The organism is Streptomyces sp. NBC_00212 (assembly GCF_045206365.1).
Lineage (GTDB): Bacteria > Actinomycetota > Actinomycetes > Streptomycetales > Streptomycetaceae > Streptomyces.
The window spans coordinates 7,977,838-8,001,307 of record NZ_CP108115.1 but is presented as its reverse complement, the minus strand read 5'-3'; the positions used below and the strand labels follow the sequence as shown (position 1 = coordinate 8,001,307).

Genomic DNA, 23,470 nt, shown 5'->3' with positions numbered 1-23,470 from the left:
GACGAAGGAGGATGCAGATGACCAGCATCGGAGCCACGGCGGTCCTCGACCGGCAGGGCCTTGAGGCGCTGGTCGCGGCACTGGTGGCCGGCGGCCGCACCGTCGTGGGCCCCACCGTGCGCGACGGCGCGATCGTGCTCGCCGAGCTCGACTCCGCCGAGCAACTCCCCTACGGCTGGGGCGTGGAGCTGGAGGCCGGACGCTACCGGCTGCGCCGCCGCGAGGACGGAGCCGCCTTCGCGCACTCCGCGGGCCCCCAGTCCTGGAAGAACTTCCTCCATCCCCAGCGGGAGAAGCTGTGGAGCGCGGACCGGTCGGCGGAAGGGGAGGTGACCGTGCGGGCCGAGCGCCCGCTCCCGCCCTCGTACGCGTTCCTGGGGGTCCGGCCCTGCGATCTGCGAGCCATCGCGATCCAGGACCGGGTGCTGTCAGGCGGCCACTTCCAGGACACCGGCTACGCGGAACGCCGGAGGGGGGCGTTCCTCATAGCCGTCGAGTGCACCGAGCCGGGCGCCACCTGTTTCTGTGTGTCGATGGGCACCGGTCCCGGGGCGGATTCCGGTTTCGATCTCGCGCTCACCGAAGTCGTCGACGACACGGGACACCGCTTCCTCGTGCGGGTCGGCAGCGAGGAGGGCGCCACGCTCCTCGACGCGCTGCCAAGGCGGGAGGCAGACGCCGCCACCACCGGCGCCGCCCGGGAGGCCGTAGCCGGAGCCGTCGACAAGATGGGGCGCTCCATGCCCCCGGTGGACCTGCACGCCCTGATGGGCGCGAGCCTGGAGGCCGAGCGCTGGGACGACGTCGCCTCCCGCTGCCTGACCTGCGGCAACTGCACGATGGTCTGCCCCACTTGCTTCTGCACCACCACCGAGGAGGTCACCGACCTCACCGGCGACCACGCCGAGCGCTGGCAGCGCTGGGACTCCTGCTTCGACCTCGACTTCTCCCACCTCCACGGCGGGCCGGTGCGCGCCTCCTCCCGCAGCCGCTACCGCCAGTGGCTGACCCACAAACTCGGCACCTGGCACGACCAGTTCAACAGTTCTGGATGCGTCGGCTGCGGCCGCTGCATCGTCTGGTGCCCTGTCGGTATCGACATCACCGAAGAGGTCACCGCTCTCAAGGAGGAGACCGAGCGATGAGCACCTCGACAACCATGTGGGTCTCCCTACCGGCCGAGCACCGCGAGCGGCTGATGCGGATCGCCCGCGAAGTGGCCTTCCCGGCCGGTACCCGGATCTTCGAGGAGGGAGGTCACGCCGACCGGTTCTGGATCGTCCGCACGGGGACGGTCGGCCTCGACATGCACGTGCCGGGCCGCCGCTCTCCCGTGATCGAGACCCTCGGCCACGGCGAACTGGTCGGCTGGTCCTGGCTGTTCCCGCCGTATCTCTGGCAGTTGGGGGCCGAGGCCCGGAGCCCCGTGCGGGCGCACGAGTTCGACGCCCTGGCGGTACGCATGATGTGCGAGAACGACCCGGCGCTCGGCGCGACGGTCAGCCACTGGGTCGGCCGGGTCCTCGCCCATCGGCTGCACGCCGCGCGCATCCGCCTACTCGACCTGTACGCGCCCTACGGCAGCGGGGCCGGGGCGGGGGGATGACTGCCGTACCGGTTCCGTACCGGGTGGTGGCCCGCTGGCCGGAGACCCCCGACACGGTCACGCTCCGTCTGGAGCCGGTGGGCGAGCCGCTGCCCGTCTTCGTCCCGGGCCAGTTCGCCATGGTGTGGGTGTTCGGGCGAGGTGAGATACCGATCTCGGCCAGTTCGATCCCCACCACCGGCGGACTCGCGCACACGGTACGCAGCGTGGGCGCCGTCTCCGACGGGCTGTACGCCGCGCGGGTCGGCGACGTGCTGGGGCTGCGCGGTCCGTACGGGACGGGGTGGGAGCTGGACAAGGCCGTCGGCCAGGACCTGCTCGTCGTCGCCGGCGGCATCGGACTGGCCCCGCTGCGCCCACTCATCCGGGACGCGGTCGCGGACGCCGGACGGTACGGCCATCTCAATGTGCTGATCGGCGCACGCACTCCCGCGGATCTGATGGCGAAGAACGAGACCGGGCAGTGGCCGACGGCGTTCACCGGCGTGACGGTCGACCGGCCGGACGACCACTGGGCCGGGCGGATCGGAGTCGTCACCAAACTGCTGAACCAGGCCCACTGCACGCCCGCCAACACCACGGCGTTCGTCTGCGGCCCCGAACCGATGATCCGCGCGACGGCCCGCGACCTGGCGCACCGCGGCGTGCCCCCCGATCGCATCAGGGTCTCGCTCGAACGCAACATGCGCTGCGCGACCGGTAACTGCGGGCACTGCCAGCTCGGCCCCTTGCTGCTCTGCCGGGACGGTCCGGTGGTCGACTGGCAGTGTGCTGAACCCCTGCTCTACACAAGGGAGTTGTGAGATGCCCGGGATCCCCACCCTCGCGGTGTTCAAGCTCGCCTCCTGCGACGGCTGCCAGCTGACCCTCCTCGACTGCGAGGACGAACTCCTGGCCCTCGCCGGGCAGGTGGAGATCGCGCACTTCCTGGAAGCCTCCAGCACCGTGCGCCCGGGGCCCTACGATCTCGCGCTCGTCGAAGGCTCGGTCACCACACCCGGCGATGCCGAACGGATCCGTACGATCCGCGACTCCGCCCGCCGCCTGGTGACGATCGGGGCCTGCGCGACCGCCGGCGGCATCCAGGCGCTGCACAACTTCGCCGATGTCGACGAGTACCGACGCACCGTCTACGCCCGCCCCGACTACATCGACACACTCGCCACCTCCACCCCGGTCTCCGACCACGTCGATGTCGACTTCGAGCTGCGCGGCTGCCCGATAGACCGCCGCCAGCTCCTGGAAGTGATCACCGCGTTCCTCAGCGGCCGCAAGCCCGGCGTCCCCAACAACAGCGTCTGTTTCGAGTGCAAGCGGCGGGGCACGGTCTGCGTCACCGTCGCCCATGGCACCCCCTGCCTCGGTCCCGTCACTCACGCGGGCTGCGGAGCGATCTGCCCCTCGTACGGGCGGGGTTGCTACGGCTGCTTCGGCCCGTCGGGCTCCACCAACCTGCCCGCCCTCATCCCGCTGCTACACCGCGACGGCATGGATGAGCGGGACTCGGAACGCTTCCTGCGCACGTTCAACGTGGCGGCGTTCGACAAGGAGGCCCGGTCGTGACCCACCGAGGTTCCCGTGTCCTGCACGTCGGCTCGCTCTCCCGCGTCGAAGGCGAAGGCGCCCTGCACCTGAGCGTCCACGACGGAACGGTCACCCAGGCACGGCTCCAGATCTACGAACCGCCGCGCTTCTTCGAGGCATTCCTGCGCGGCCGCGCACACGCCGAGCCACCGGACATAACGGCCCGGGTGTGCGGGATCTGCCCGGTCGCCTACCAGATGAGCGCCTGCGCGGCCATCGAGGACGCCTGCGGCGTGACGGTCGACCCGGCGGTCCGGGAGCTACGCCGACTGCTGTACTGCGGCGAGTGGATCGAGAGCCAGACGCTGCACATCTACCTGCTCCACGCCCCCGACTTCCTCGGCTGCGGCAGCGCCATCGAGCTCGCCCGTACGGCACGCGGTCACGTCGAGCGCGGCCTTCGGCTGAAACAGGCGGGCAACGCGATCCTCGAACTCCTCGGGGGTCGCGCGATCCACCCCGTCAACGTCCGCGTCGGCGGCTTCCACCGCGTCCCGACCACCACCGAACTGAAGCCCCTACACGCCCAGTTGAAGAGGGCACTCGATGATGCCTGGGAGACGGTCCGCTGGGTGGCCGGATTCGACTTCCCGGACGCCGAGACGGACGCCGATCTCTTCGCGCTGGCAGCACCTGGGACGTACGCCATAGAGGCCGGCATCCCCGCCGTCCTGCGGCCCGACGGAACTCTGACCACCTTCCCGCTCCACACCTTCCTGGACCGGGTTCGCGAGGAGCACCTGCCGCACTCCACCGCCCTGTACTCGACGCTCGACGGGCGCTGCCATCTCACCGGTTCCCTGGCCCGGTTCGCGATCAGCGGCCGTTGGCTGTCTCGCACCGCGGTGGAGGCCGCCCGCACGGCCGGGCTCGGCGACCCGTACGAAGGTGCCGTCTGCCGCAATCCCTACCGCTCGATTCTCGTCCGGGCCGTCGAGGTGGTCTATGCGGTCGACGAGGCGCTGCGGATCATCGGGACGTACCAGCCGCCGGAGCACCCGTACGCGGATGTCCCTCCGATGGCTGCCACGGGCCACGGCGCCACCGAGGCCCCGCGCGGACTCCTCTACCACCGGTACGCCCTCGACGCCGAAGGCACGGTGACCGACGCTCGGCTCGTTCCGCCCACCGCGCAGAACCAGGGTGCCATCGAGGCCGACCTCCGGCGTATGACGCAGGAGGCGATCACTCAACTCGACCCGGACGACGCCGAGTTGACCGCCCTCTGCGAGCGCGCGATCCGCAATCACGACCCGTGCATCTCCTGTTCCACCCACTTCCTCGACCTCACCGTCGAGCGCACTCACAGCATCTGAGTCCACGAGGAGGCCCGCCATGATCAGTTCTCCGCACACCGTGAGCGACGTGATGACCCATACCGTCGTCTCCATCGGCCGCGATGCCGCGTTCAAGGAGATCGTCGAGCTGATGAGGCAGTGGAGGGTCAGCTCCGTGCCCGTGCTGGAGGGTGAGGGCCGGGTGATCGGGGTCGTCTCCGAGGCCGACCTGCTGCCAAAGGAGGAGTTCCGCGACAGCGACCCGGGCCTCCTGCCACTGCACCGGCTGTCCGACGTGGCCAAGGCCGGAGCTGTGACGGCGGGCGAGTTGATGTCCGCTCCGGCCATCTCGGTGCATGCCGACACCACGCTCGCCCAGGCCGCCCGGATCATGGCTCTGCGCAAGGTGAAGCGGCTGCCCGTCGTCGACCGGGTCGGCATCCTTGAGGGCGTGGTGAGCCGGAGCGATCTGCTCAAGGTGTTCCTGCGCCCCGACGCCGAGCTCGCCGCCGAGGTGAACCGCACGGTCGTCGCGGTGCTCTTCCCCAGCCAGTCGGTGACCGCCTCCGTGCAGGACGGCATGGTCACCTTCAGCGGACCGATGCGCGACCGGGCCCTGGCACCCGTGGCCGTCAGGCTGGCCCACGCGGTCGAAGGGGTCGTGGACGTGCGCATGGACCTCACCGCACCGGCCGCACCGCCGCGATGAAGTATCTCGACGAGTACCGCGATCCTGTGCTCGCCCGGCAACTCCTGGACGAGCTGCGCCGCACCGCCGCACACCCCTGGCACATCATGGAGGTGTGCGGCGGCCAGACCCACACGCTCGTGCGGCAGGGCATCGACGAACTCCTGCCCGCCGGAATCCGCATGATCCACGGCCCCGGCTGCCCGGTATGTGTCACCCCGCTGGAGACCCTCGACCGGGCGATGGCCATCGCCGCGCGGCCCGGTGTGATCCTGACCAGCTTCGGCGACATGCTGCGCGTCCCCGGCACGCGGACCGACCTCCTCGCGCTGCGGGCCCGGGGCTGCGACGTGCGGGTGGTCTACTCCCCCATGGACGCGGTACGCATCGCCGAGGCGCACCCCGATCACGAAGTGGTGTTCCTCGCCGTCGGGTTCGAGACCACCGCCCCCGCCAACGCGCTGGCGGTGCGGCACGCCGCGCACCTGGGTCTCGCGAACTTCTCGATGCTGGTCAGCCACGTCCTCGTGCCGCCCGCGATGACGGCGCTGCTCGACTCGCCCGACTGCGAAGTGGAGGCGTTCCTCGCCGCCGGACACGTGTGCGCGGTGATGGGCTGGCGGGAGTACGAGCCCATCGCGGACCGGTACCGCGTACCGATCGTGGTCACCGGCTTCGAGCCGCTCGACCTCCTGGAGGGCATCCTGATGGCCGTACGGCAGCTCGAAGAGGGCCGGTCCGAGGTCGAGAACCAGTACGCGCGTGCCGTACACCGCGTCGGCAACACCGAGGCGCAGTCCATCATCACCGACGTCTTTCGAATCACCGACCGGGCCTGGCGCGGGGTCGGCACGCTGCCCGCCAGCGGACTCGAACTCGCCCCCACATACGTGCAGTTCGACGCGGCACGCCGCTTCCGGGTCGACACGCTCCATTCGACCGAGGACCCCGAGTGCATCGCGGGCGCCGTCCTGACCGGCGCGCGGCTGCCCACTGACTGCACCGCGTACGGCGGACGCTGCACCCCTCGCACGCCGCTGGGTGCCCCGATGGTGTCGACGGAGGGCACGTGCGCCGCCTTCCACTCCGCAGGCCGTACGAGGAGGAACCCGGCATGACGACGCCGAACTGCCCCGTCCCCCATCGCGAGGACGAAGTGCTGCTGATGGGCCACGGCGCGGGCGGCCGGCTCACCGCCGAACTCCTGGAAGCACTGGTCCTTCCCGCGCTGGGCGGGCCGCCCGCCGGCCCCCTGGAGGACGCGGCACTCCTGCCGGGAGTGCCCGAACTCGCCGTCACCACGGACTCGTTCGTGGTCAGTCCGCTCACCTTCCCCGGTGGCGACATCGGCTCGCTCGCCGTCCATGGGACGGTCAACGACCTTGCGATGCGCGGCGCGCTTCCCGTCGCCCTCACCCTCTCCGTGATCGCCGAGGAAGGGCTGCCCCTGGCCGAACTGCGCTCCCTGCTCGGCTCGGCGGGCAAGGCCGCGCGCGAGGTGGGCGTGCCCTTCCTCACGGGTGACACCAAGGTGGTGGGGCACGGCGCGGCCGACCGGCTGTTCCTCAACACGACCGGCATCGGCCGCCGCATCCACGGCCTCAGCCCTTCCGCATCACGCGGCCGCGCGGGCGACGCGGTGTTGCTGTCCGGGCCCATCGGTCTGCACGGCACCGCTGTGCTCTCCACCCGCGAGGGGCTCGGCTTCGAGGCGGAGATCGCCTCCGACACCCGCCCCCTGCACCGGCTCGTCGCCGCCCTCGCCCCGTACGGCACCCACGTCCACACGCTGCGCGACCCCACCCGCGGCGGTCTCGCCGCCTCGCTCAACGAGATCGCCCGGGACTCGTCGATCGGCGTGGAGATCGAGGAGAGCGCGCTGCCGGTGCCGCCCGTGGTCGCCGCGGCCTGCGATCTCCTCGGCCTGGATCCCCTGATCGTCGCCAACGAGGGCTGTCTGGTGGCCTTCGTCTCGCCCGAGACCGCCGACGAGGTGCTCGCCGCGATGCGCTCACTGCCCGAGGGCTCCGGGGCCGTACAGATCGGAGAAGTAGCCGCAGTTCCTGCGGGCCGGGTCGTCCTGCGCACGCTGGTCGGCGCCCGGCGGGTGGTGGACATGCCGCTGGGTGAGCAACTGCCACGCATCTGCTGAGGGGCGATCAATGGGGCCGTTCGGCCCCTGTCGCACCGGCCCGCACAACGGGCACTCTCAAGCCGGGGCCACCGACAGTCAGGGGACATCGACGTGAGCGACGCACGGACCTTCTCTCCGCAGCACCCGATCCGGGTCTTCCTTCTCGACGACCACGAGGTCGTGCGCCGCGGAGTGCACGATCTGCTCGACGCCGAGCCCGACATCGAAGTGGTCGGCGAGGCCGGCACGAGTGAACAGGCGCTGGTCCGCGGCCCCGCGCTGCGCCCGGACGTCGCCATCCTCGACATCCGCCTGCCCGACAGCGACGGCATCACCGTCTGCCGCGAGCTGCGCTCCAGGGTGCCGGAACTGGCCTGTCTGATGCTGACGTCGTTCGACGACGACGACGCCCTGCTCGACGCCATCATGGCGGGGGCAGCCGGCTACGTCCTCAAACTGATCAAGGGCTCCGACCTGATCGAGGCCGTACGGACAGTGGCGTCCGGCCAGTCCATGCTCGACCCGGCCACCACCGCCCGCCTGATGAGCAGTCTGCGCGGACCGGACAAGGAGGCCACGAACGAAGACCCCCGGCTGGCGGGGCTGTCGGAGCGCGAACGTGAAATCCTCGCCCTCATCGGCGAGGGCATGACCAACCGGCAGATCGGCCAGCGGCTCTACCTCTCCGAGAAGACCGTGAAGAACCACATCTCCCGGCTGCTGGCCAAACTCGGGGTGGAACGCCGTATTCAGGCAGCGGTACTCGCCACGCAGTTCAACCGGCCTGCCGACGACGGGCGTTGACCCCGCCCCATCACTTCAGCCCGGACAGCGGGACCTCCCACTCCAACCGTGTGCCGCCCTCGGGCCCCGCCCCCAAGGTGAGCTCCCCGCCCAGTAGCTGCGCACGTTCGGCGAGGTTGCTGAGCCCGCTGCGCCGTCCGCCCTCGGCGATGCCGACGCCATTGTCCACGACACCGACCGTCAGCGCCCCCTTGCGCACCACCAGGGAGACGTCGGCCCGCGAAGCCCGCGCATGACGGGCCGTGTTGGTCAGTGCCTCGCCGAGAACGGCGAGCGCCTCGTCCGCCAGCGCCCGTGGAACGTCGGTGTCGAGCAGTCCCTCCATCCGAAGCGACGGCGTGAATCCGAGGGCGGTCACAGCCCTCTCCACCACCCGCACCGCCCGCACCCGCAGCCCGGCACCGGGTTCCTTAGCCTCGTGCGCCCGCAGCCCGAAGATGGTCGAGCGGATGATCTTGATGGTCTCGTCGAGGTCGTCCACCGCCCGAGCCAGCCGTTCGCCCGCCTCCGGATGGTCGACGAACCGCAGCGCGCTCTGCAGCGTCATGCCGGTCGCGAACAGCCTCTGAATGGCGAGGTCGTGCAGGTCCCGGGCGATCCGGTCCCGGTCCTCCAACAGGCTGACCTGCTCGGCGTCACGCCGCCGGTCGGCCAGTTCCAGTGCGAGCGCCGCCTGTCCCGCGAACCCGGGCAGCGGAGCCGTCTCCTCGCTGCTGAACGGCGGCCGTCCGGGCCCACGCGCGAGAAGCAGCACGCCGCGCTCTCCCATCGGCACCGCGACGGCCGGCCCCATCCCCTTCCACCGTTCGGGCTGGTAGGTCACCCTCGGATCGCTGCTGACGTCCTCCGCCGTGACGAGCCCCTGCTCGGTCAGCGCGACCCCCGCCAGCGTCCCCGCACGCGGCACTCGCAGGCCTCGGTGCGCCTCGGCCCGCTTCCCCAGCGCAAGGACGCCGCGCAGCTCGTCCGAGCCCTCCTCCACCAGGTCGACGAGGCCCAATTCGGCCGAGGTGATCTCCTTGGCCCGCTCGACCATCACTTCCAGCACCCGCGCCTCGGGCATGCCGGACAGCAGTCCGGCGGTGAACTCGGCGCTGGCCGCGAGCCATTGCTCCCGCAGCCGGGCTTCCGCGTAGAGCCGGGCGTTCTCGATGGCCACCCCGGCCGCCACCGCCAGGGTGGCAAGCACCGACTCGTCCTCTTCGTCGAATTCGGCTCCCCCGCGCTTCTCGGTCAGGTAGAGATTGCCGAACACCTCGTCCCGTACGCGGATCGGGACACCCAGGAAGGAATGCATCGGCGGATGGTGCGCCGGAAAGCCCGACGACGCCGGGTGCTCGGACAGTTCCGCCAGCCGGAGTGCGTCGGGATGCCGGATCAGTTCGCCCAACAGGCCGTGCCCGGACGGCAGATCACCGATCTGGGCCCGCAACTCGTCGTCGATCCCCACCGGCAGGAACTCCGACAGCTTCTCGCCCTGCCCGATCACACCGAGTGCCCCGTACTCGGCATCCACGAGCACCACCGCGGCCTCGACGATCCCCCGCAGCACCTGCGGCAGATCCAACTCACGCCCCACCGAGAGCACCGCTTCGAGCAGGCTGTGCAGGCGGTCTCGGGTACTTCGCACCGCGTCGATGCGTACCTGAAGCTCGTCGAGCAGCTCGTCCAGCCGGAGCCTGCCCAGCTGACCGGCGGCACTGCTCCGCTCTCCTTCATCCATGGATCCGTCCCCACCTGGTTCGAGCAGGACAAATACACCGTCGAGCTCACGGTAGCGGCGGGCAGAGTCGGAGCACCCTTCTCACGGCGAGTACGGCCGGGAAACACTCGGGCCATTCGGCCATCTGTCGGGCCTGGTCGGCACATGTCGGTCCCGGCCGCGGCGAACGAGAGTGGGGGCAGAGGCTCTCCTCGCGGCAACCGGACGTTGGCACCGGACCCGCACGCTGCCGTCGGCCGAGGACGGGGAGAGCCTCCCGGCGGGGACGGTGCCACCGGGCGATGCGGCCACCATGGCGTGAGGATGGAGACCGCAGATCCTCCACGCCGGATCCGCCAGGGGCTGTACCGCGTACCGCTCCGTGCCGCAACCTGAGCCAGGACGATGCCGACGGGAGGCCCTACATGGCCGGAAAGAGCATCAGGAAGGCGAAGCCGGGCTCCGGGGCAAGAGGCGCAGCACCGGCGCTTCCCAAAGCTCTGTACGAGGCGGAGCTCTACCGCTTGCAGACGGAACTCGTGAGGCTTCAGGAATGGGTGCGCGCGGAACGGGCCCGCCTGGTCGTCGTCTTCGAGGGGCGGGACGCGGCGGGCAAGGGAAGCACGATCAAGCGCGTAGCGGAACACCTCAATCCGCGCGTGGCCCGCATCGTCGCCCTGCCGACGCCGACCGAACGCGAACGCACCCAGTGGTACTTCCAGCGCTACGTCCAGCACCTGCCGGCCGGTGGCGAGATCGTGCTGTTCGACCGCAGCTGGTACAACCGGGCCGGGGTCGAACACGTCATGGGCTTCTGTACGGGCCAGGAGCACCAGCGGTTCCTGCGCCAGTGCCCGGTCTTCGAGCGCATGCTGGTGGAGGACGGGATCCTGCTGCGGAAGTACTGGTTCTCGGTGAGCGACTCCGTCCAGGAGGAGCGGTTCCGGCGGCGCCTGGAGGACCCCACCCGGCGGTGGAAGCTCTCCACCATCGACATGGAGTCGATCAGCCGGTGGGAGGCCTACTCGCGGGCGAAGGACGACATGTTCGTCCATACGGACATCGCCGAGGCCCCCTGGTTCGTGGTCGAGAGCGACGACAAGCGCGCGGCCCGTATCAACATGATCGCCCACCTGCTCTCGACGATTGCGTACCGCACAGTTCCGAGTGCGGCGCTGGAGCTGCCCCGGCGGCCGCCGAACACGGGCTACCAGCGGCCGCCGAGAGACCTTCAGAGCTACGTCCCGGATCACGCCGCGTCGCTCAGGGCGTGACGCGATCAGAGGTCAACCCCGCTGCGGCACCACGGCCACCGGGCAGGCGGCATGGTGCAGCACCGCGTGACAGGTGCGGCTCAGCTGGAGCCCGAGGCCCTTGTTCCGGCGTGCTCCCACGACCAGGAGATCGGCCGCCGCCGAGCGGTCCACCAGCACCCTGTGTGTAGGGCCTTCGACGGTATCGGGCCGGACCGTCACATCAGGGCGCCCGCTCCGGGCCGCGCGCAGTGCCTCGTCGAGTTCTGCTGCCGCCGTGCCCTCGGGAGTGTCTCCCGCGGCTTCGTCCGCAGCCGCCGGGACGGTGCGTCGGCGGACGGGGCCCCGCCAGGCGTGGACCGCGTCCAGGGCGCTGCCCCTGATCCCGGCTTCCCGGAAGGCGAACTCGACCGCGGTCGAGTTCCTGTCGGGATGTCCCACCCCGAGCAGGATGCGTTCGTGCCGGCCGTCGACGGCCGATCGGTCGCCCCGCACGACGACCACAGGGCAGCGCGCCCAGGAAGCGAGGCCCAGGCCGACCGACCCGAGCAGCATTCCTTTGATGCTGCCCCGGCCGCGCGAGCCGACGACCACGGCCGCGGCGCCGTCGCTCTCGTGCAGCAACGCATCGGTCGGCTCCTGCGGGAGCACGGCGGCGGTCGTCCGCACGCCCGGATTGCGGCTGTGCGCCCGCTCCCCCGCCGCGTCGAGGATGGCATCGGCCAGCGCCCGGTCCGATGCGTTCGGCGAGCTGTAGACGTAAGCCGCACCTTCGTAGTGCTCCCACAGCGAGGCGTACACGAGCCGTAGCGGCAGGCCACCCAGGGCGGCTTCGTCGGCCGCCCAGTCCACCGCCCGCAGGCTCTCCTCGGAACCGTCCACTCCGACGACCAGTGATTGCTCCATGGCTCTGTCTCCTTCCGGAACGTGAGGGGTGTACGCGGCCCAGACCCGTTCCAGTCAGCCGCGATACCGCTGGTGGCCGTCGTGACCGCCGATGCAGTGCCGCTCCTCAATGACCGTTTCCCGCTCACCCGGCCGCCGACGCGCACGCCCCGCGGCCTTGGGCTCGGCACGGGGTCGTGCCACTTCCATGAGACTCCTGACAGCCGACACAGGCAGTGGGCCGTACGGGCCAACGAAGGTACCGACCGGCTTCCCCCGGCACCGTAGAAGGACCCACACGGCCCCGTGCCGGGACCCACCGGCACCTACTCGCCGGCCGGGCGCCGCACAACGCTGGAATCGGAGGAGGTGGGCCTGATGCTCCAGCCGATCGTTGTGGGCCTGGACGGATCGCGTGAAAGTGTTGCCGCAGCCGACTGGGCGGCGGAGGAGGCACTGCGGCGCGGACTGCCCCTGCGCCTGGTCCACGCCTGGGAGGGTTCGCCCGAGCCGGCCGAATCGACTGCCCTGCCCGAACTCAGGGTCCCGCAGTCGTTGGTCATCGGGCGCGAGGCACCTCACCCGACGACCGGGGCCACCTGGGACGCGTCGCACACGCGGCGATCCACCACGTCCGGTGCCCCGTCGCCGTCATCACACACGACTGACCGGATTCCGGCGAGGTGAGGTCATGAACATCCTGGTGGGCTACGCGACCGCGCACGGCTCCACCCGAGAGATCGCCGAGCACATCGGTGCCCGGCTCGACGAGGCCGGCATCAAGGCCGATGTGCGGGCCATGACCAAGGTCGAGCGCCTCAACGGGTACGAGGCGTTCATGCTCGGCAGCGCGGTCCACGGCCAGGCGTGGCTGCCCGAGGCGAAGGACTTCGTCCGCCGCAACAGCACACTGCTCTGCTTCCGCCCCGTCTGGCTCTTCAGCGTCGGGATGCCCGGGGCGCTGCGCGGGCCGTGGCGGCGGCTCGCCCGCAAGGAGGAACCACTCATAGCCCAGGGCCTGCCAGGCCAACTGCCCTACCGCAGCCACCTGTTGATGTCGGGCGTCATCACCCCTGACCAGCTCTCGGCCCGCGGTCGCATCCTCTTCCGGCTGATGGGCTGCCGATACGGTGATTTCCGCGACTGGGACGCGATCGACGCCTGGACGGACCGGGTTTCCAAGGACTTGTCCCGCGTCTGAGCCGGGGCCTGCCCGAGAGGGCCGAACGGCCCCAACCAGGGCCGGACCGGCCCCTGTTCCCCGCCACGAGGACGCACCACCGTGGTGCCGAGAACCCTTCCGGCAAGCGAGCTGAAAGGCGGTGGGGAGCATGGACCTGCCCCTGATCGTGGGCATCGACGGCTCGGAGTCGAGCCTTCAGGCAGTCGACTGGGCCGTGGACGAGGCAAGTCTGCGCGGACTCCCGCTGAGGCTGCTGTACGCCTCACTCTGGGAGCGCTACGAGGGCGCCTCCTACACGTATGACCTCGGGGTTCCGACGAAGGACGATTCCAGCGAGGGCATCATGGGGGCCGCGGCCGAACGTGCCCTGCGGCGCAATCCGGATGTCAAGGTATCGACGTCCGTGCTGCCCGAGGAGGCCGAGCCCGCCCTGCTGCGCGAGGCGCGCAACGCGACGGCCCTGATCACGGGCTCACGTGGTCGCGGCCCGCTCGCCGAACTCCTGCTCGGCTCGGTGAGCCTGGCGATGGCGGCCCGCGCACACTGCCCCGTCGTCGTGGTGCGGGGCAGCGAGACGAGTCGCGCCGGCGGCCATGGGCGCGTACTGCTCGGAGTCGCGGGCCCCGGGCCCGACCTGGCATCGGTACGGTTCGCCTTCCGCGAGGCCGAGGCACGGCACTGTCCCGTTGAAGCCGTGTCCGCCTGGCGCTGTCCGGCACAGGATGCCCGGGCCCACCCCGTGCCGGCAGCGGAATTCGCCGCGGAGTACGAAGCCCGGGCGTCGGCTCTCCTCGACGCGGCCCTCAAGGCGGCCGCGGCCGACCACCCCGAAGTCCATGTGGCCCGCAGCGTCGTCGAGGGCCCGGCCCACAAGGTGCTGCGGGACCTCAGTGTCACCGCCGACCTCCTGGTCCTCGGCGCACATCGCCGCCACAGCCACGTCGGCCTCCAGCTCGGACGCGTGGCCCACGCCCTGCTGCACCACGCCGACTGCCCGGTGGCGATCGTGCCGCAGCACGACTGACCGAAGCCCCCGTCTGACCAGCCCGGTACGAGATGAAGGAGTGCTCCATGACGGTGCGAGTGGGCATCAACGGATTCGGCCGCGTAGGCCGCAACTACCTGCGCGCTCTGCTGGAGCGCGGCAGCGACGCCACCGGCGTGGAAGTGGTGGCCGTGAACGACATCACCGCACCCAGCACCCTGGCCCATCTCCTCACGTACGACTCCACCTACGGCAGGCTCCGGCGTTCCGTCGAGCACGACAGCGCCTCGCTCACCGTCGACGGCCGACGCATCGCCGTCACCGCGGAACGCGACCCCGCCGCGCTGGACTGGGGCGCCCAGCAGGTGGACGTGGTCATCGAGTCGTCGGGCCGCTTCCGGGACCGTCGCCACGCGGCACTCCACCTCAAGAACGGGGCTCGGAAAGTGCTGCTCTCGGCGCCCGGCAGGGAGGCCGACCTCACGGTGGTGATGGGCGTCAACGAGCACACATACGACGCGCTGCAACACCATGTGATCTCCGCCGCCTCCTGCACCACCAACTGTGTGGTGCCCATGGCTGTCGTGCTGCACGAGCGGTTCGGTATCGCCAAAGGTACGATGACGACCATCCACGGCTACACCAACGACCAAGCGCTCCTGGACAGCCCGCACAAGGATCTGCGCCGGGCCCGGTCGGCCGCGCTCAGCATCATTCCCACCAGTACGGGCGCCGCTCGTGCGGTCGGAGCGGTCGTGCCGGAGCTCGACGGAGTGCTCGACGGCCTGGCGGTGCGCGTCCCGGTCGAGGACGGCTCGCTGACCGACCTCACGGTGGTGCTGCGCCGCGAGACCACCACCGACGAGGTCAATGCCGCATTCGCCGAGGCCGCGCAGGGGCAGCTGAACGGCATCCTGAGGGTCGCCGACGCACCGATCGTCTCCCGGGACGTCATCGGAGATCCCGCCTCGTGCCTCTTCGACCCCGGTCTCACCCAGGCACACGGCGACCTGGTCAAGGTCTTCGGCTGGTACGACAACGAGTGGGGCTACAGCAACCGGCTGCTCGACCTCACTGCCTATGTCGCCGCGCGGCTGTGATTCCCGAAGCACTGCACGGCATGCGCGCCGTGGTCCTCGACACCGACGGAGTGATCACGGACTCGGCACGGGTGCACGCCGAAGCCTGGAAGGCGGCCTTCGACGCCCACATCCTGGAGCATCCGCCCCAGGACCCGTACCAGCGGCGGCCGTTCGACGTACGCACCGACTACCTCCAGTACGTCGACGGCAAGTCGCGCATCGACGGCGCGACGGCCTTCTTGGCCTCACGCGGACTGCGCACGGACGGAGGACTGGCGGAGGCGGTCGCCGCGGACAAGGAGCGGCTGTTCGTCCAACGGCTGCGCGCGGGCGGCATCGACGCCTATCCGGGGACCGTCCGCTTCCTGCACGCGCTGCGGCAGGACGGAATCCGATGCGCCGCGGCGTCCGCATCGCGGCATGCGGGCGAGCTCCTCGTGCACGCGGGGGTGATGGACCTCTTCGAGGTACTCGTCGACGGCAACGAGGCGGCTCGGCTCGGCCTGCCGGGCAAACCCGACCCCGCGCTGTTCCTGGAAGCGGCCCGGCGGCTCGAAGTAGCCGTTGCGCAGACGGCTGTCGTGGAGGACGCCCTGGCCGGTGTCGAAGCCGGGCGGCGCGGCGGGTTCGGGGTGGTCGTCGGGGTGGACCGGACGGCGGGACCGGGAAATGGAACCGCCTTGCTCAAGCACGGAGCCGACCTGGTCGTGACGGACCTCGGCGACCTGCTGACCGGGGAGGCCCGGACATGACGGACCAGGTGTGGCAGTACGAGGGCTACGAACCCGCGCAGGAGCGGGTGCGGGAGTCCCTGTGCACTCTCGGCAACGGCTACTTCGCCACGCGCGGCGCCGCCCCGGAGTGCACGGCGGACGCCGTCCACTATCCAGGTACTTATGCGGCGGGCTGCTACAACCGCCTCACCTCCACCGTCGCCGGCCGGGAAGTCGAGAACGAGGACCTGGTCAACCTCCCCAACTGGCTGCCGCTGCGCTTCCGGACGGATGGCGGTACGTGGTTCACACCGGACGGAACGGAGCTTCTGTCGCACTGCCAGTCGCTGGACCTGCGAGCCGGGGTGCTGGAGTGCGAGTCGCGATACGTGGATGCGGCGGGCCGGACGCTGCGCGTGCGTCAGCTTCGCCTCGTGCACATGGCGGATCCTCATCTCGCCGCACTGCGCACGGAGTTCACGGCCGAAGGATGGTCCGGCGAACTGGAAGTAGAGTCCGCTCTCGACGCGACAGTGAGCAACACGGGCGTCGAACGCTACCGAGCACTCAACGCCTCGCACCTGACCGATACCGAGGCCGGTGCGGCGAACCCCGACACGATCTGGCTGCGCTGCCGCACCACCGCCTCCGACCTCCGGATCGGCATGGCGGCCCGCACCGCCACCCCGGAAGCAGCCATCGAGGTGTGCAACGAGGAACGGCGGGCCGTCCAGCGCTTCCGCCTGCGACTGAACCCCGGTCACACGGCGACGGTCGACAAGACCGTCGCCCTGCACACCTCGCACGACCCTGCGATCGCCGACCCGCTCGGCGCCGCCGTCGACCGGGTCTCCCACGCTCCGGACTTTCCGACGCTCCTGGATACGCACCGCATGGCTTGGCAACACCTTTGGCAGAAAGCCGAGTTGACGGTTCCAGGGGACGCGGGACGCATTTTGCGGCTGCACCTCTTCCACGTACTCCAGACCCTGTCCCCGCACACCGCCGACCTGGACGTCGGGGTACCCGCGCGCGGCCTGCACGGCGAGGCCTACCGGGGGCATGTCTTCTGGGACGAGCTGTTCGTCCTGCCGTATCTCAACCTGCATTTCCCTGAGGTCTCCCGGGCCCTCCTCACCTACCGCCACCGCCGCCTGGGCGCGGCGCGCGACGCCGCACGGGCGGTCGGCCGAACCGGTGCGATGTATCCGTGGCAGAGCGGGAGCGACGGACGCGAGGAGACCCAGGAAATGCACCTCAACCCGCGCTCCGGGCGTTGGCTGCCCGATCACTCACGGCTGCAGCACCACGTCGGCTCGGCGGTCGCGTACAACGTCTGGCGGTACTGGGAAGCCAGCGGTGACACGGAGTTCCTGCACACCAAAGGCGCCGACATGCTGCTGGAGATCGCCCGGTTCTGGGCCGACTCGGCCACGTACGACGAAGGCCTGCGCCGCTACCGCATCCGCGGCGTGGTCGGCCCCGACGAGTATCACGACGCCTATCCCGACGCGAAGGAACCGGGCCTCGACGACAACGCATACACGAACGTCGCCGCTGCCTGGGTGCTGGAGCGTGCCCTGGAACTCCTCGGGAAGCTGCCCGAGCCGTGCCGCCAGGAACTTTCCGAGCGCACCGGGATCGGCAGGGACGACCTGTCCCGCTGGGAGGACATCTCCCGGAAGCTGTACGTCCCTTTCCATTCCGGCGTGATCAGCCAGTTCGAGGGCTACGCGGACCTCGCCGCGCTGGACTGGGACCACTACCGGGCCAGGTACGGAGACATCCGCCGACTCGACCGGATTCTTGAGGCCGAGGGGGACACCGTCAACCGCTATCAGGCGTCCAAGCAGGCGGACGTGCTGATGCTCGGCTACCTCTTCTCCCCCGGAGAGCTCCGCGGCCTCTTCGCGCGGCTCGGCCACCGGCTGGACGACGACACCTGGCGCCGCACGGTCGACTACTACCTCCGCCGCACCAGCCACGGCTCCACCCTCAGCGGCCTGGTGCACGGCTGGGTGCTGTCCAGGGCCAAGCGAGCCGACGCGTGGGAGCACGTGCAGGAAGCACTGAAGGGCGACGTGGCCGATCTCCAGGGCGGCACCACGGGCGAGGGAATCCACCTGGGAGCCATGGCGGGCACGCTCGACCTGGTCCAGCGCGGACTGACCGGCCTGGAGACCCGCGGCGGTGCACTGCGGCTGGACCCCGTGCCGCTGCCCGAGCTCTCCGAGTACGGCTTCACGATCCGCTACCGGGGCCACTGGGGCGTACGGCTGCACATGCGACCGGGGCGGCTGCACGTGGAGATCCCGGCCTCCGTCCGGGCCCCGATCGACATCGAACTGCCGGGACGGACCGTTTCCGTCGCGTCGGGAGAGTCGTGCGAACTGACGCTCCCCGGCCAGCCACGACCGCTGTCCCCCTGACTCGGCACCCCCGTGCACGCCTGGACATCGACAGGGCCGTACGGACCCGATGGGTGCCCCCTGTGGCCCCTCCCCCACCGGCTCCTCGGCGGCAAGGCTGGTGGGGGACGCGGAGCGGCACGTGATCACGCCGCCGCCGCTGCCGAAGCCCCCACGCCTGACGGCACGCGCACGCCTGAGAGGACGGCCATGAACCACTACGTGTACGAGTTCGCCGAAGGCAGCCGGGGAATGGCCGACCTGCTCGGAGGCAAGGGCGCCAACCTCGCCGAGATGACCCGCCTGGGACTGCCCGTCCCGCCGGGCTTCACCGTGACGACCACGGCCTGCCGGGTCTTCCTGGCCACCGGAACCGAACCGCCCGAGCTGGGTGTCGAGGTCGCTCACGCACTGGCCGGCCTGGAGAGGGCGGCCGGCCGCGGCCTGGGCCGGACCGACGATCCGCTGCTGCTCTCCGTCCGCTCCGGCGGCCGCTATTCCATGCCGGGGATGATGGAGACGATCCTCGACATCGGTCTGTGCGACGCCACCATCGCAGGGCTGGCCAAGGCCACGGGGCAGGAGCGCTTCGCCTGGGACTCGTACCGCAGGCTGCTGCAGATGTTCGGCCACACGGTGATGGGCGTCGACAGCGAGCTCTTCGAGCAGACCATCACCAGTCTGAAAGCGGCGCGCGGTGCCGCCGACGACCGCGAGCTGGATGCCGCCGATCTCATCCTGCTCACCGAGAAGTTCAAGGCGCTCATCCATCGCGAGGCCGGCGAGAAGTTCCCCCAGGATCCGATCGAGCAGCTGCATCGCGCCATCCGTGCCGTGTTCGCCTCCTGGAACGGTGAGCGGGCTCGGATCTACCGCAGGCGGGACCACATTCCCGACGGCCTGGGCACCGCCGTGACCATCCAGGCGATGGTCTTCGGCAACCTCGGCGCGGACTCCGGCACCGGTGTCGCCTTCACCCGCGACCCGGCCACCGGCGAGCGTGGAATCTACGGCGACTATCTGCCGGATGCCCAGGGCGAGGACGTCGTCTCGGGCGTCCGCAACGCCGTTCCCCTGTCGGAACTGAAACAGCTCGCGCCCCGCACGTACGTCGAACTCACCGACCACCTGCGGACGTTGGAACGCCACTACCAGGACCTCTGCGACGTCGAGTTCACCATCGAGCGCGGCAGGCTGTGGATCCTGCAGACCCGCGTCGGCAAGCGGACCGCCGAGGCAGCCTTCCGGATCGCGTACGACCTGCTGGACGAACACCTCATCGACCGTCGCGAGGCGCTGTCCCGCGTCAGCGGCGCACACCTCACGCGTCTGCTCTTCCCGCGCTTCGCGACCAACTCCACGGACGTGCCGCTCGCGACGGGGATCGCCGCGTCACCCGGCGCCGCCGTGGGCGCGGTCGTCTTCGACTCGGCGAGCGCGGTCCGGCGTGCGGCCGCTGGTGAGCCCGTGATCCTCGTACGCAAGGAGACCACTCCCGACGACCTCCCTGGCATGATCGCCGCGCAGGCCGTCCTCACGACCCGGGGCGGCAAGACGAGCCATGCCGCGGTCGTCGCCCGCGGGATGGGCAAGGTCTGCGTCTGCGGCGCCGGGTCCCTGACCGTCGACCCGGTCTCCCGATGCCTGACCACCCGTTCCGGGGTCGTGGTCCGCGAGGGCGACACGATCTCCGTGGACGGTACCGCCGGCACGGTCCACCTCGGCGCTCTCCCCCTTACCTCTTCTGACGTCGGCCGGGCTCTGGAGTCGGGCAAGCAGACCGGGCCGCTGTCCCAAGCGGTGCTGCGCGCCCTGTCCCACGCCGACGCGGTCCGCCGCCTGGAGGTGCGCGCCAATGCCGACACCCCCGAGGACGCGGCCCGCGCCCGCCGTTTCGGCGCCCAGGGCATCGGGCTGTGCCGCACGGAGCACATGTTCCTCGGCGAGCGCAAAGCCCTGGTCGAAGCGATGATCCTGGCCGACGACGATGCGGCGCGCGAGCAGGCGCTCTCCGCCCTGCTGCCACCGCAGCGATCGGACTTCACAGCGATTCTGGCTGCGATGGACGGGCTGCCGGTGACCATCCGCCTGCTGGACCCGCCCCTCCACGAGTTCCTCCCCGACCACACGGAACTCGCCGTGCGCGCCGCCACCGCCGCGCCTCCCGATCCGCGCGACGTCCAGCTCCTGGCCGCCGTTGAGCGCATGCACGAACGGAATCCCATGCTCGGCCTGCGCGGTGTGCGACTCGCCCTGGCCGTACCGGGCCTGGTGGCCATGCAGGTACGGGCGATCGCGGAAGCCGTCGCCCAGCGGCTGCGCGACGGCGGCAGTCCGCGGGCCGAAATCATGATCCCGCTCGTCAGTACGGTCGAGGAACTGCGCCTCGTACGGGCCGAGGCAGAGCACGTTCTGGCCGAGGTGTCCGACGAGACCGGGCAGACCGTCCACTGCCCGATCGGCACCATGATCGAATTGCCGCGTGCGGCTCTGACCGCGGGCCGCATCGCCGAAGCGGCCGACTTCTTCTCCTTCGGAACCAACGACCTCACCCAGACGACATGGGGGCTGTCCCGCGACGACGCGGAGGCATCGTTCTTCCCGGGCTACCTGGACAAGGGAATCTTCACGGATTCGCCGTTCGAGACCCTCGACGAAGAGGGCGTCGGCCGACTGGTGACGATCGGCGTCCAAGAGGGCCGAGCGGCCAACTCGCGCCTGGCCATGGGGGTCTGCGGCGAACACGGCGGCGACCCGGCCTCCATCCACTTCTTCCACCGCACCGGGATCGACTACGTCTCCTGCTCGCCGTTCCGCGTTCCTGCAGCCCGCCTCGAAGCGGGCAGGGCGGCCCTGGTCGTGGGGTGAGTCCAGGCAGCGCCCAACTGCCATGGCCCGACCGGCCCTTGCCGAGGGCTGGGGGGGCCATGCCCACCATGGCATCGCCGGCGTACTCCTGAGGGGAAGGAACCCCAGCAGAGGAGCACGAGATGAGCGGAATGGTTGAACGGCTGCCCGGCTGACCCCCGCAGTTCCCCGACCTGTTCAGCTGGGTCGAGGCGGGCCTGCCAGGTGTCCCCGGGATCCACAACATCCGCATCGAGGAGTCCGTGGCGGAAGGGGCGTACACACTGCGCACCGAACTCCCCGGGATCGACCCCGATCACGACCTCGAACTCACCGTGACCGAGGGCGTGTTGACCCTCCGCGCCGAACGGGAGACGGAGACGACCGACAAGCATCACACCGAGTTCCGCTACGGACCCGCCTGTGCGCCCGGACCCGACAGAGCGCGCAGGCCCCCGCCGACGTCCAGCCGTGCAGGTCGATCGCTCCCGTTCGGTCGACCTGCACACGATGACGCCCACGCTGATGATCCCCCGCTGACGGCGGCGGGGTCCCCGCCCATGTGGTGTTCCTGCCCAGGGAAAGGACACAGCCTCGGTCCGCCCAACTGCCGACGGGCACATCAGCAGGGGCGGAGCCACGATCGACTGGTCATGTCCTGACCCTCCGCACACCGTAGACGGCAGCCCCGAGAACGAGGACGGCTGCGCCGGAGACCACGGTGGTCATGGGCAGGGCGAAAGCGAGAGCCGCACAGCCCGCCAGACCGATGACGGGCACGAGTCGGGGCGGCCGTCCTTCGTCAGGGGCGAGTGTCCACGCCGCCACGTTGGCGATGGCGTAGTAGACCAGGACCCCGAAGGAGGAGAAGCCGATCGCGCCCCGTACATCGACAGACGCGGCCAGGACGGCGATCACCGCGCCAACGACCAGTTCTGCACGGTGGGGTACCTGGAAGCGGGGGTGGACCACAGACAGGGCACGAGGAAGATGGAGGTCGCGGGCCATGGCGAAGGTGGTGCGCGAAACCCCGAGGATCAGTGCGAGAAGTGACCCGAGCGCCGCGAGGGCCGCACCTACACGTACGACGGGAACCAGGCCCGGCATGCCGACGGACTGCACCGCCTCGGCCAGGGGCGCGGCACTCTCAGCGAGACGACCCGGTCCCAGCACCGCGAGCACGCCCACGGCCACAGCGGCATACACGATGAGTGTGATGCCGAGCGCGAGAGGAATCGCACGGGGAATGGTGCGGGCGGGATCCCGGATTTCTTCCCCGAGCGTGGCGATCCGGGCGTAACCGGCGAAGGCGAAGAACAGCAGGCCGGCCGCCTGCAACGTCCCGCCGACGGTCACGTCCGCGCCGACGCCCAGGCGCACGAAATCGGCCGAGTCGCTGGTCAGGCAGGCGGTCACCACGGCGACGAGAACCGCGAGAACGACAGCGACGACGACACGGGTCAGCACCGCGGACTTCTGCACGCCGGTGTAGTTGAGGGCGGTCAGCGCCACCACGGCAGCGACCGCGACAGCGTGGGCCTGGCCCGGCCACACGTAGAAGCCGACGGTCAGCGCCATCGCGGCGCAGGACGCGGTCTTGCCGACCACGAACGCCCAGCCGGCGAGATATCCCCAGAAGTCGCCCAGCCGCTCACGGCCATAGACGTAAGTCCCTCCGGATTCAGGATGGCGGGCGGCCAGCCGGGCCGATGAGGTCGCGTTGCAGTACGCCACCACCGCGGCCAGCGCCAGGGCGGGCAGGAGCCCGGATCCGGCGGCACCGGCAGCCGGGCCGAACGCGGCGAAGATCCCGGCCCCGATCATCGACCCCAGACCGATCACCACCGCGTCGGACAGCCCCAATCGGCGCTTCAGCCCACCCGGACTCATCGAGGCCCCCATCGTGCTCATCGCTCGCCCCTCCACCACGCCCGCCGTCGATCTCGGCGCACGGTAACCGACGGAGGTGTCCAGTGAGAGTGCCTCCCACGCAAGTACGGCTGCTGGCCACCGACCCCGAAATCGCCTTCGCCGCAGCCACCACCAGCCCAGCCAACCTCGTCACCAGCACGTTCGTCGCTCGGCCAGTGCCTGCCGCCAGACCGCCTACACGGCCGGATCGGGATGCGCTGCGGCAAGGACCTTGGCCTGCGGATGGAATGATGCACCGTCACCGTGGACCTGTCCGAGCGATCAGGTGAACAAGCCGCTTACGCCTTCAGCTACGCCTGACGGGCTGTCGGCCGGGGGTGGCCGTGTGGGCTGGCCGATCGCGCTCGTCGGTCCGGCTGCCCTGGAGGGATCGAGGGAAGGAGCGGA

The 23,470-nt window shown here is 70.5% G+C and carries 19 protein-coding genes and 1 pseudogene; 17 read left to right on the top strand and 3 right to left on the bottom strand.

What is annotated here, in order from left to right:
• Positions 1–17 precede the first annotated feature (17 nt).
• The 9 genes from OHA17_RS36535 to OHA17_RS36495 all read left to right on the top strand — a co-directional run bounded on the left by OHA17_RS36535 (position 18) and on the right by OHA17_RS36495 (position 8,093).
• Positions 18–1,145 carry a 4Fe-4S dicluster domain-containing protein gene (locus OHA17_RS36535; RefSeq protein WP_406510070.1) on the top strand — a complete coding sequence of 376 codons (1,128 nt, stop codon included), beginning with the start codon at positions 18–20 and terminating at the stop codon, positions 1,143–1,145.
• Positions 1,142–1,606 (top strand): cyclic nucleotide-binding domain-containing protein, encoded by a 465-nt coding sequence (locus tag OHA17_RS36530; RefSeq protein WP_406510069.1) that lies wholly within the window; start codon positions 1,142–1,144, stop codon positions 1,604–1,606. The genes OHA17_RS36535 and OHA17_RS36530 overlap by 4 nt, the downstream gene beginning before the upstream one ends.
• Complete coding sequence (locus OHA17_RS36525; RefSeq protein WP_406510068.1) at positions 1,603–2,409, top strand: FAD/NAD(P)-binding protein; 807 nt, start codon at positions 1,603–1,605, stop codon at positions 2,407–2,409. Before OHA17_RS36530 ends, OHA17_RS36525 begins: the two co-directional genes overlap by 4 nt.
• Position 2,410: 1 nt before the next feature.
• Positions 2,411–3,169: an oxidoreductase gene (locus OHA17_RS36520; RefSeq protein ID WP_406510067.1), complete on the top strand. Its 759-nt coding sequence runs from the start codon at positions 2,411–2,413 to the stop codon at positions 3,167–3,169.
• Entirely contained in the window at positions 3,166–4,506 is a 1,341-nt protein-coding gene (locus OHA17_RS36515) for a Ni/Fe hydrogenase subunit alpha (protein ID WP_406510066.1), read from the top strand. Before OHA17_RS36520 ends, OHA17_RS36515 begins: the two co-directional genes overlap by 4 nt.
• Positions 4,507–4,525: 19 nt before the next feature.
• Positions 4,526–5,176, top strand: coding sequence for a CBS domain-containing protein (locus tag OHA17_RS36510; protein WP_406510065.1), 651 nt, complete (start codon positions 4,526–4,528; stop codon positions 5,174–5,176).
• Positions 5,173–6,273 carry a hydrogenase formation protein HypD gene (hypD, locus tag OHA17_RS36505; RefSeq protein WP_406510064.1) on the top strand — a complete coding sequence of 367 codons (1,101 nt, stop codon included), beginning with the start codon at positions 5,173–5,175 and terminating at the stop codon, positions 6,271–6,273. The genes OHA17_RS36510 and hypD overlap by 4 nt, the downstream gene beginning before the upstream one ends.
• Positions 6,270–7,307: a hydrogenase expression/formation protein HypE gene (gene hypE, locus OHA17_RS36500; RefSeq protein WP_406510063.1), complete on the top strand. Its 1,038-nt coding sequence runs from the start codon at positions 6,270–6,272 to the stop codon at positions 7,305–7,307. Before hypD ends, hypE begins: the two co-directional genes overlap by 4 nt.
• A gap of 93 nt (positions 7,308–7,400) precedes the next feature.
• A complete protein-coding gene (locus tag OHA17_RS36495; protein WP_406510062.1) occupies positions 7,401–8,093 on the top strand; it encodes a response regulator in 693 nt (230 codons plus the stop codon).
• Between the two features lie 10 nt (positions 8,094–8,103).
• Here the strand turns inward: OHA17_RS36495 and OHA17_RS36490 are convergent, their stop codons facing one another.
• Entirely contained in the window at positions 8,104–9,816 is a 1,713-nt protein-coding gene (locus tag OHA17_RS36490; protein WP_406510061.1) for a GAF domain-containing protein, read from the bottom strand.
• A 404-nt stretch (positions 9,817–10,220) separates the two neighbouring features.
• Between OHA17_RS36490 and ppk2 the strand changes: the two genes are divergently transcribed.
• Positions 10,221–11,069: a polyphosphate kinase 2 gene (gene ppk2 / locus OHA17_RS36485; protein WP_406510060.1), complete on the top strand. Its 849-nt coding sequence runs from the start codon at positions 10,221–10,223 to the stop codon at positions 11,067–11,069.
• A gap of 12 nt (positions 11,070–11,081) precedes the next feature.
• On the opposite strand, the gene OHA17_RS36480 is transcribed toward ppk2, so the two are convergent.
• Positions 11,082–11,954 (bottom strand): universal stress protein, encoded by an 873-nt coding sequence (locus OHA17_RS36480; RefSeq protein ID WP_406510059.1) that lies wholly within the window; start codon positions 11,952–11,954, stop codon positions 11,082–11,084.
• 357 nt (positions 11,955–12,311) lie between these two features.
• Here OHA17_RS36480 and OHA17_RS36475 point away from each other — a divergent pair.
• From OHA17_RS36475 to ppdK, 7 genes and pseudogenes are all read left to right on the top strand, one after another.
• Positions 12,312–12,485: pseudogene (locus tag OHA17_RS36475) on the top strand (universal stress protein); the annotation flags it as partial.
• A gap of 139 nt (positions 12,486–12,624) precedes the next feature.
• Positions 12,625–13,134: a flavodoxin domain-containing protein gene (locus OHA17_RS36470; protein ID WP_406510058.1), complete on the top strand. Its 510-nt coding sequence runs from the start codon at positions 12,625–12,627 to the stop codon at positions 13,132–13,134.
• A gap of 130 nt (positions 13,135–13,264) precedes the next feature.
• Positions 13,265–14,140 (top strand): universal stress protein, encoded by an 876-nt coding sequence (locus OHA17_RS36465; protein ID WP_406510057.1) that lies wholly within the window; start codon positions 13,265–13,267, stop codon positions 14,138–14,140.
• 47 nt (positions 14,141–14,187) lie between these two features.
• Entirely contained in the window at positions 14,188–15,201 is a 1,014-nt protein-coding gene (gap, locus tag OHA17_RS36460; protein ID WP_406510056.1) for a type I glyceraldehyde-3-phosphate dehydrogenase, read from the top strand.
• Positions 15,202–15,221: 20 nt separating this feature from the next.
• Complete coding sequence (locus OHA17_RS36455; RefSeq protein WP_406510055.1) at positions 15,222–15,935, top strand: HAD family hydrolase; 714 nt, start codon at positions 15,222–15,224, stop codon at positions 15,933–15,935.
• A complete protein-coding gene (locus OHA17_RS36450) occupies positions 15,932–18,325 on the top strand; it encodes a glycoside hydrolase family 65 protein (protein WP_406510054.1) in 2,394 nt (797 codons plus the stop codon). Before OHA17_RS36455 ends, OHA17_RS36450 begins: the two co-directional genes overlap by 4 nt.
• 189 nt (positions 18,326–18,514) lie before the next feature.
• Complete coding sequence (ppdK, locus tag OHA17_RS36445) at positions 18,515–21,172, top strand: pyruvate, phosphate dikinase (RefSeq protein ID WP_406510053.1); 2,658 nt, start codon at positions 18,515–18,517, stop codon at positions 21,170–21,172.
• Positions 21,173–21,802: 630 nt separating this feature from the next.
• Here ppdK and OHA17_RS36440 read toward each other — a convergent pair.
• Positions 21,803–23,062, bottom strand: coding sequence for an APC family permease (locus OHA17_RS36440; protein ID WP_406510052.1), 1,260 nt, complete (start codon positions 23,060–23,062; stop codon positions 21,803–21,805).
• Positions 23,063–23,470: the final 408 nt, after the last annotated feature.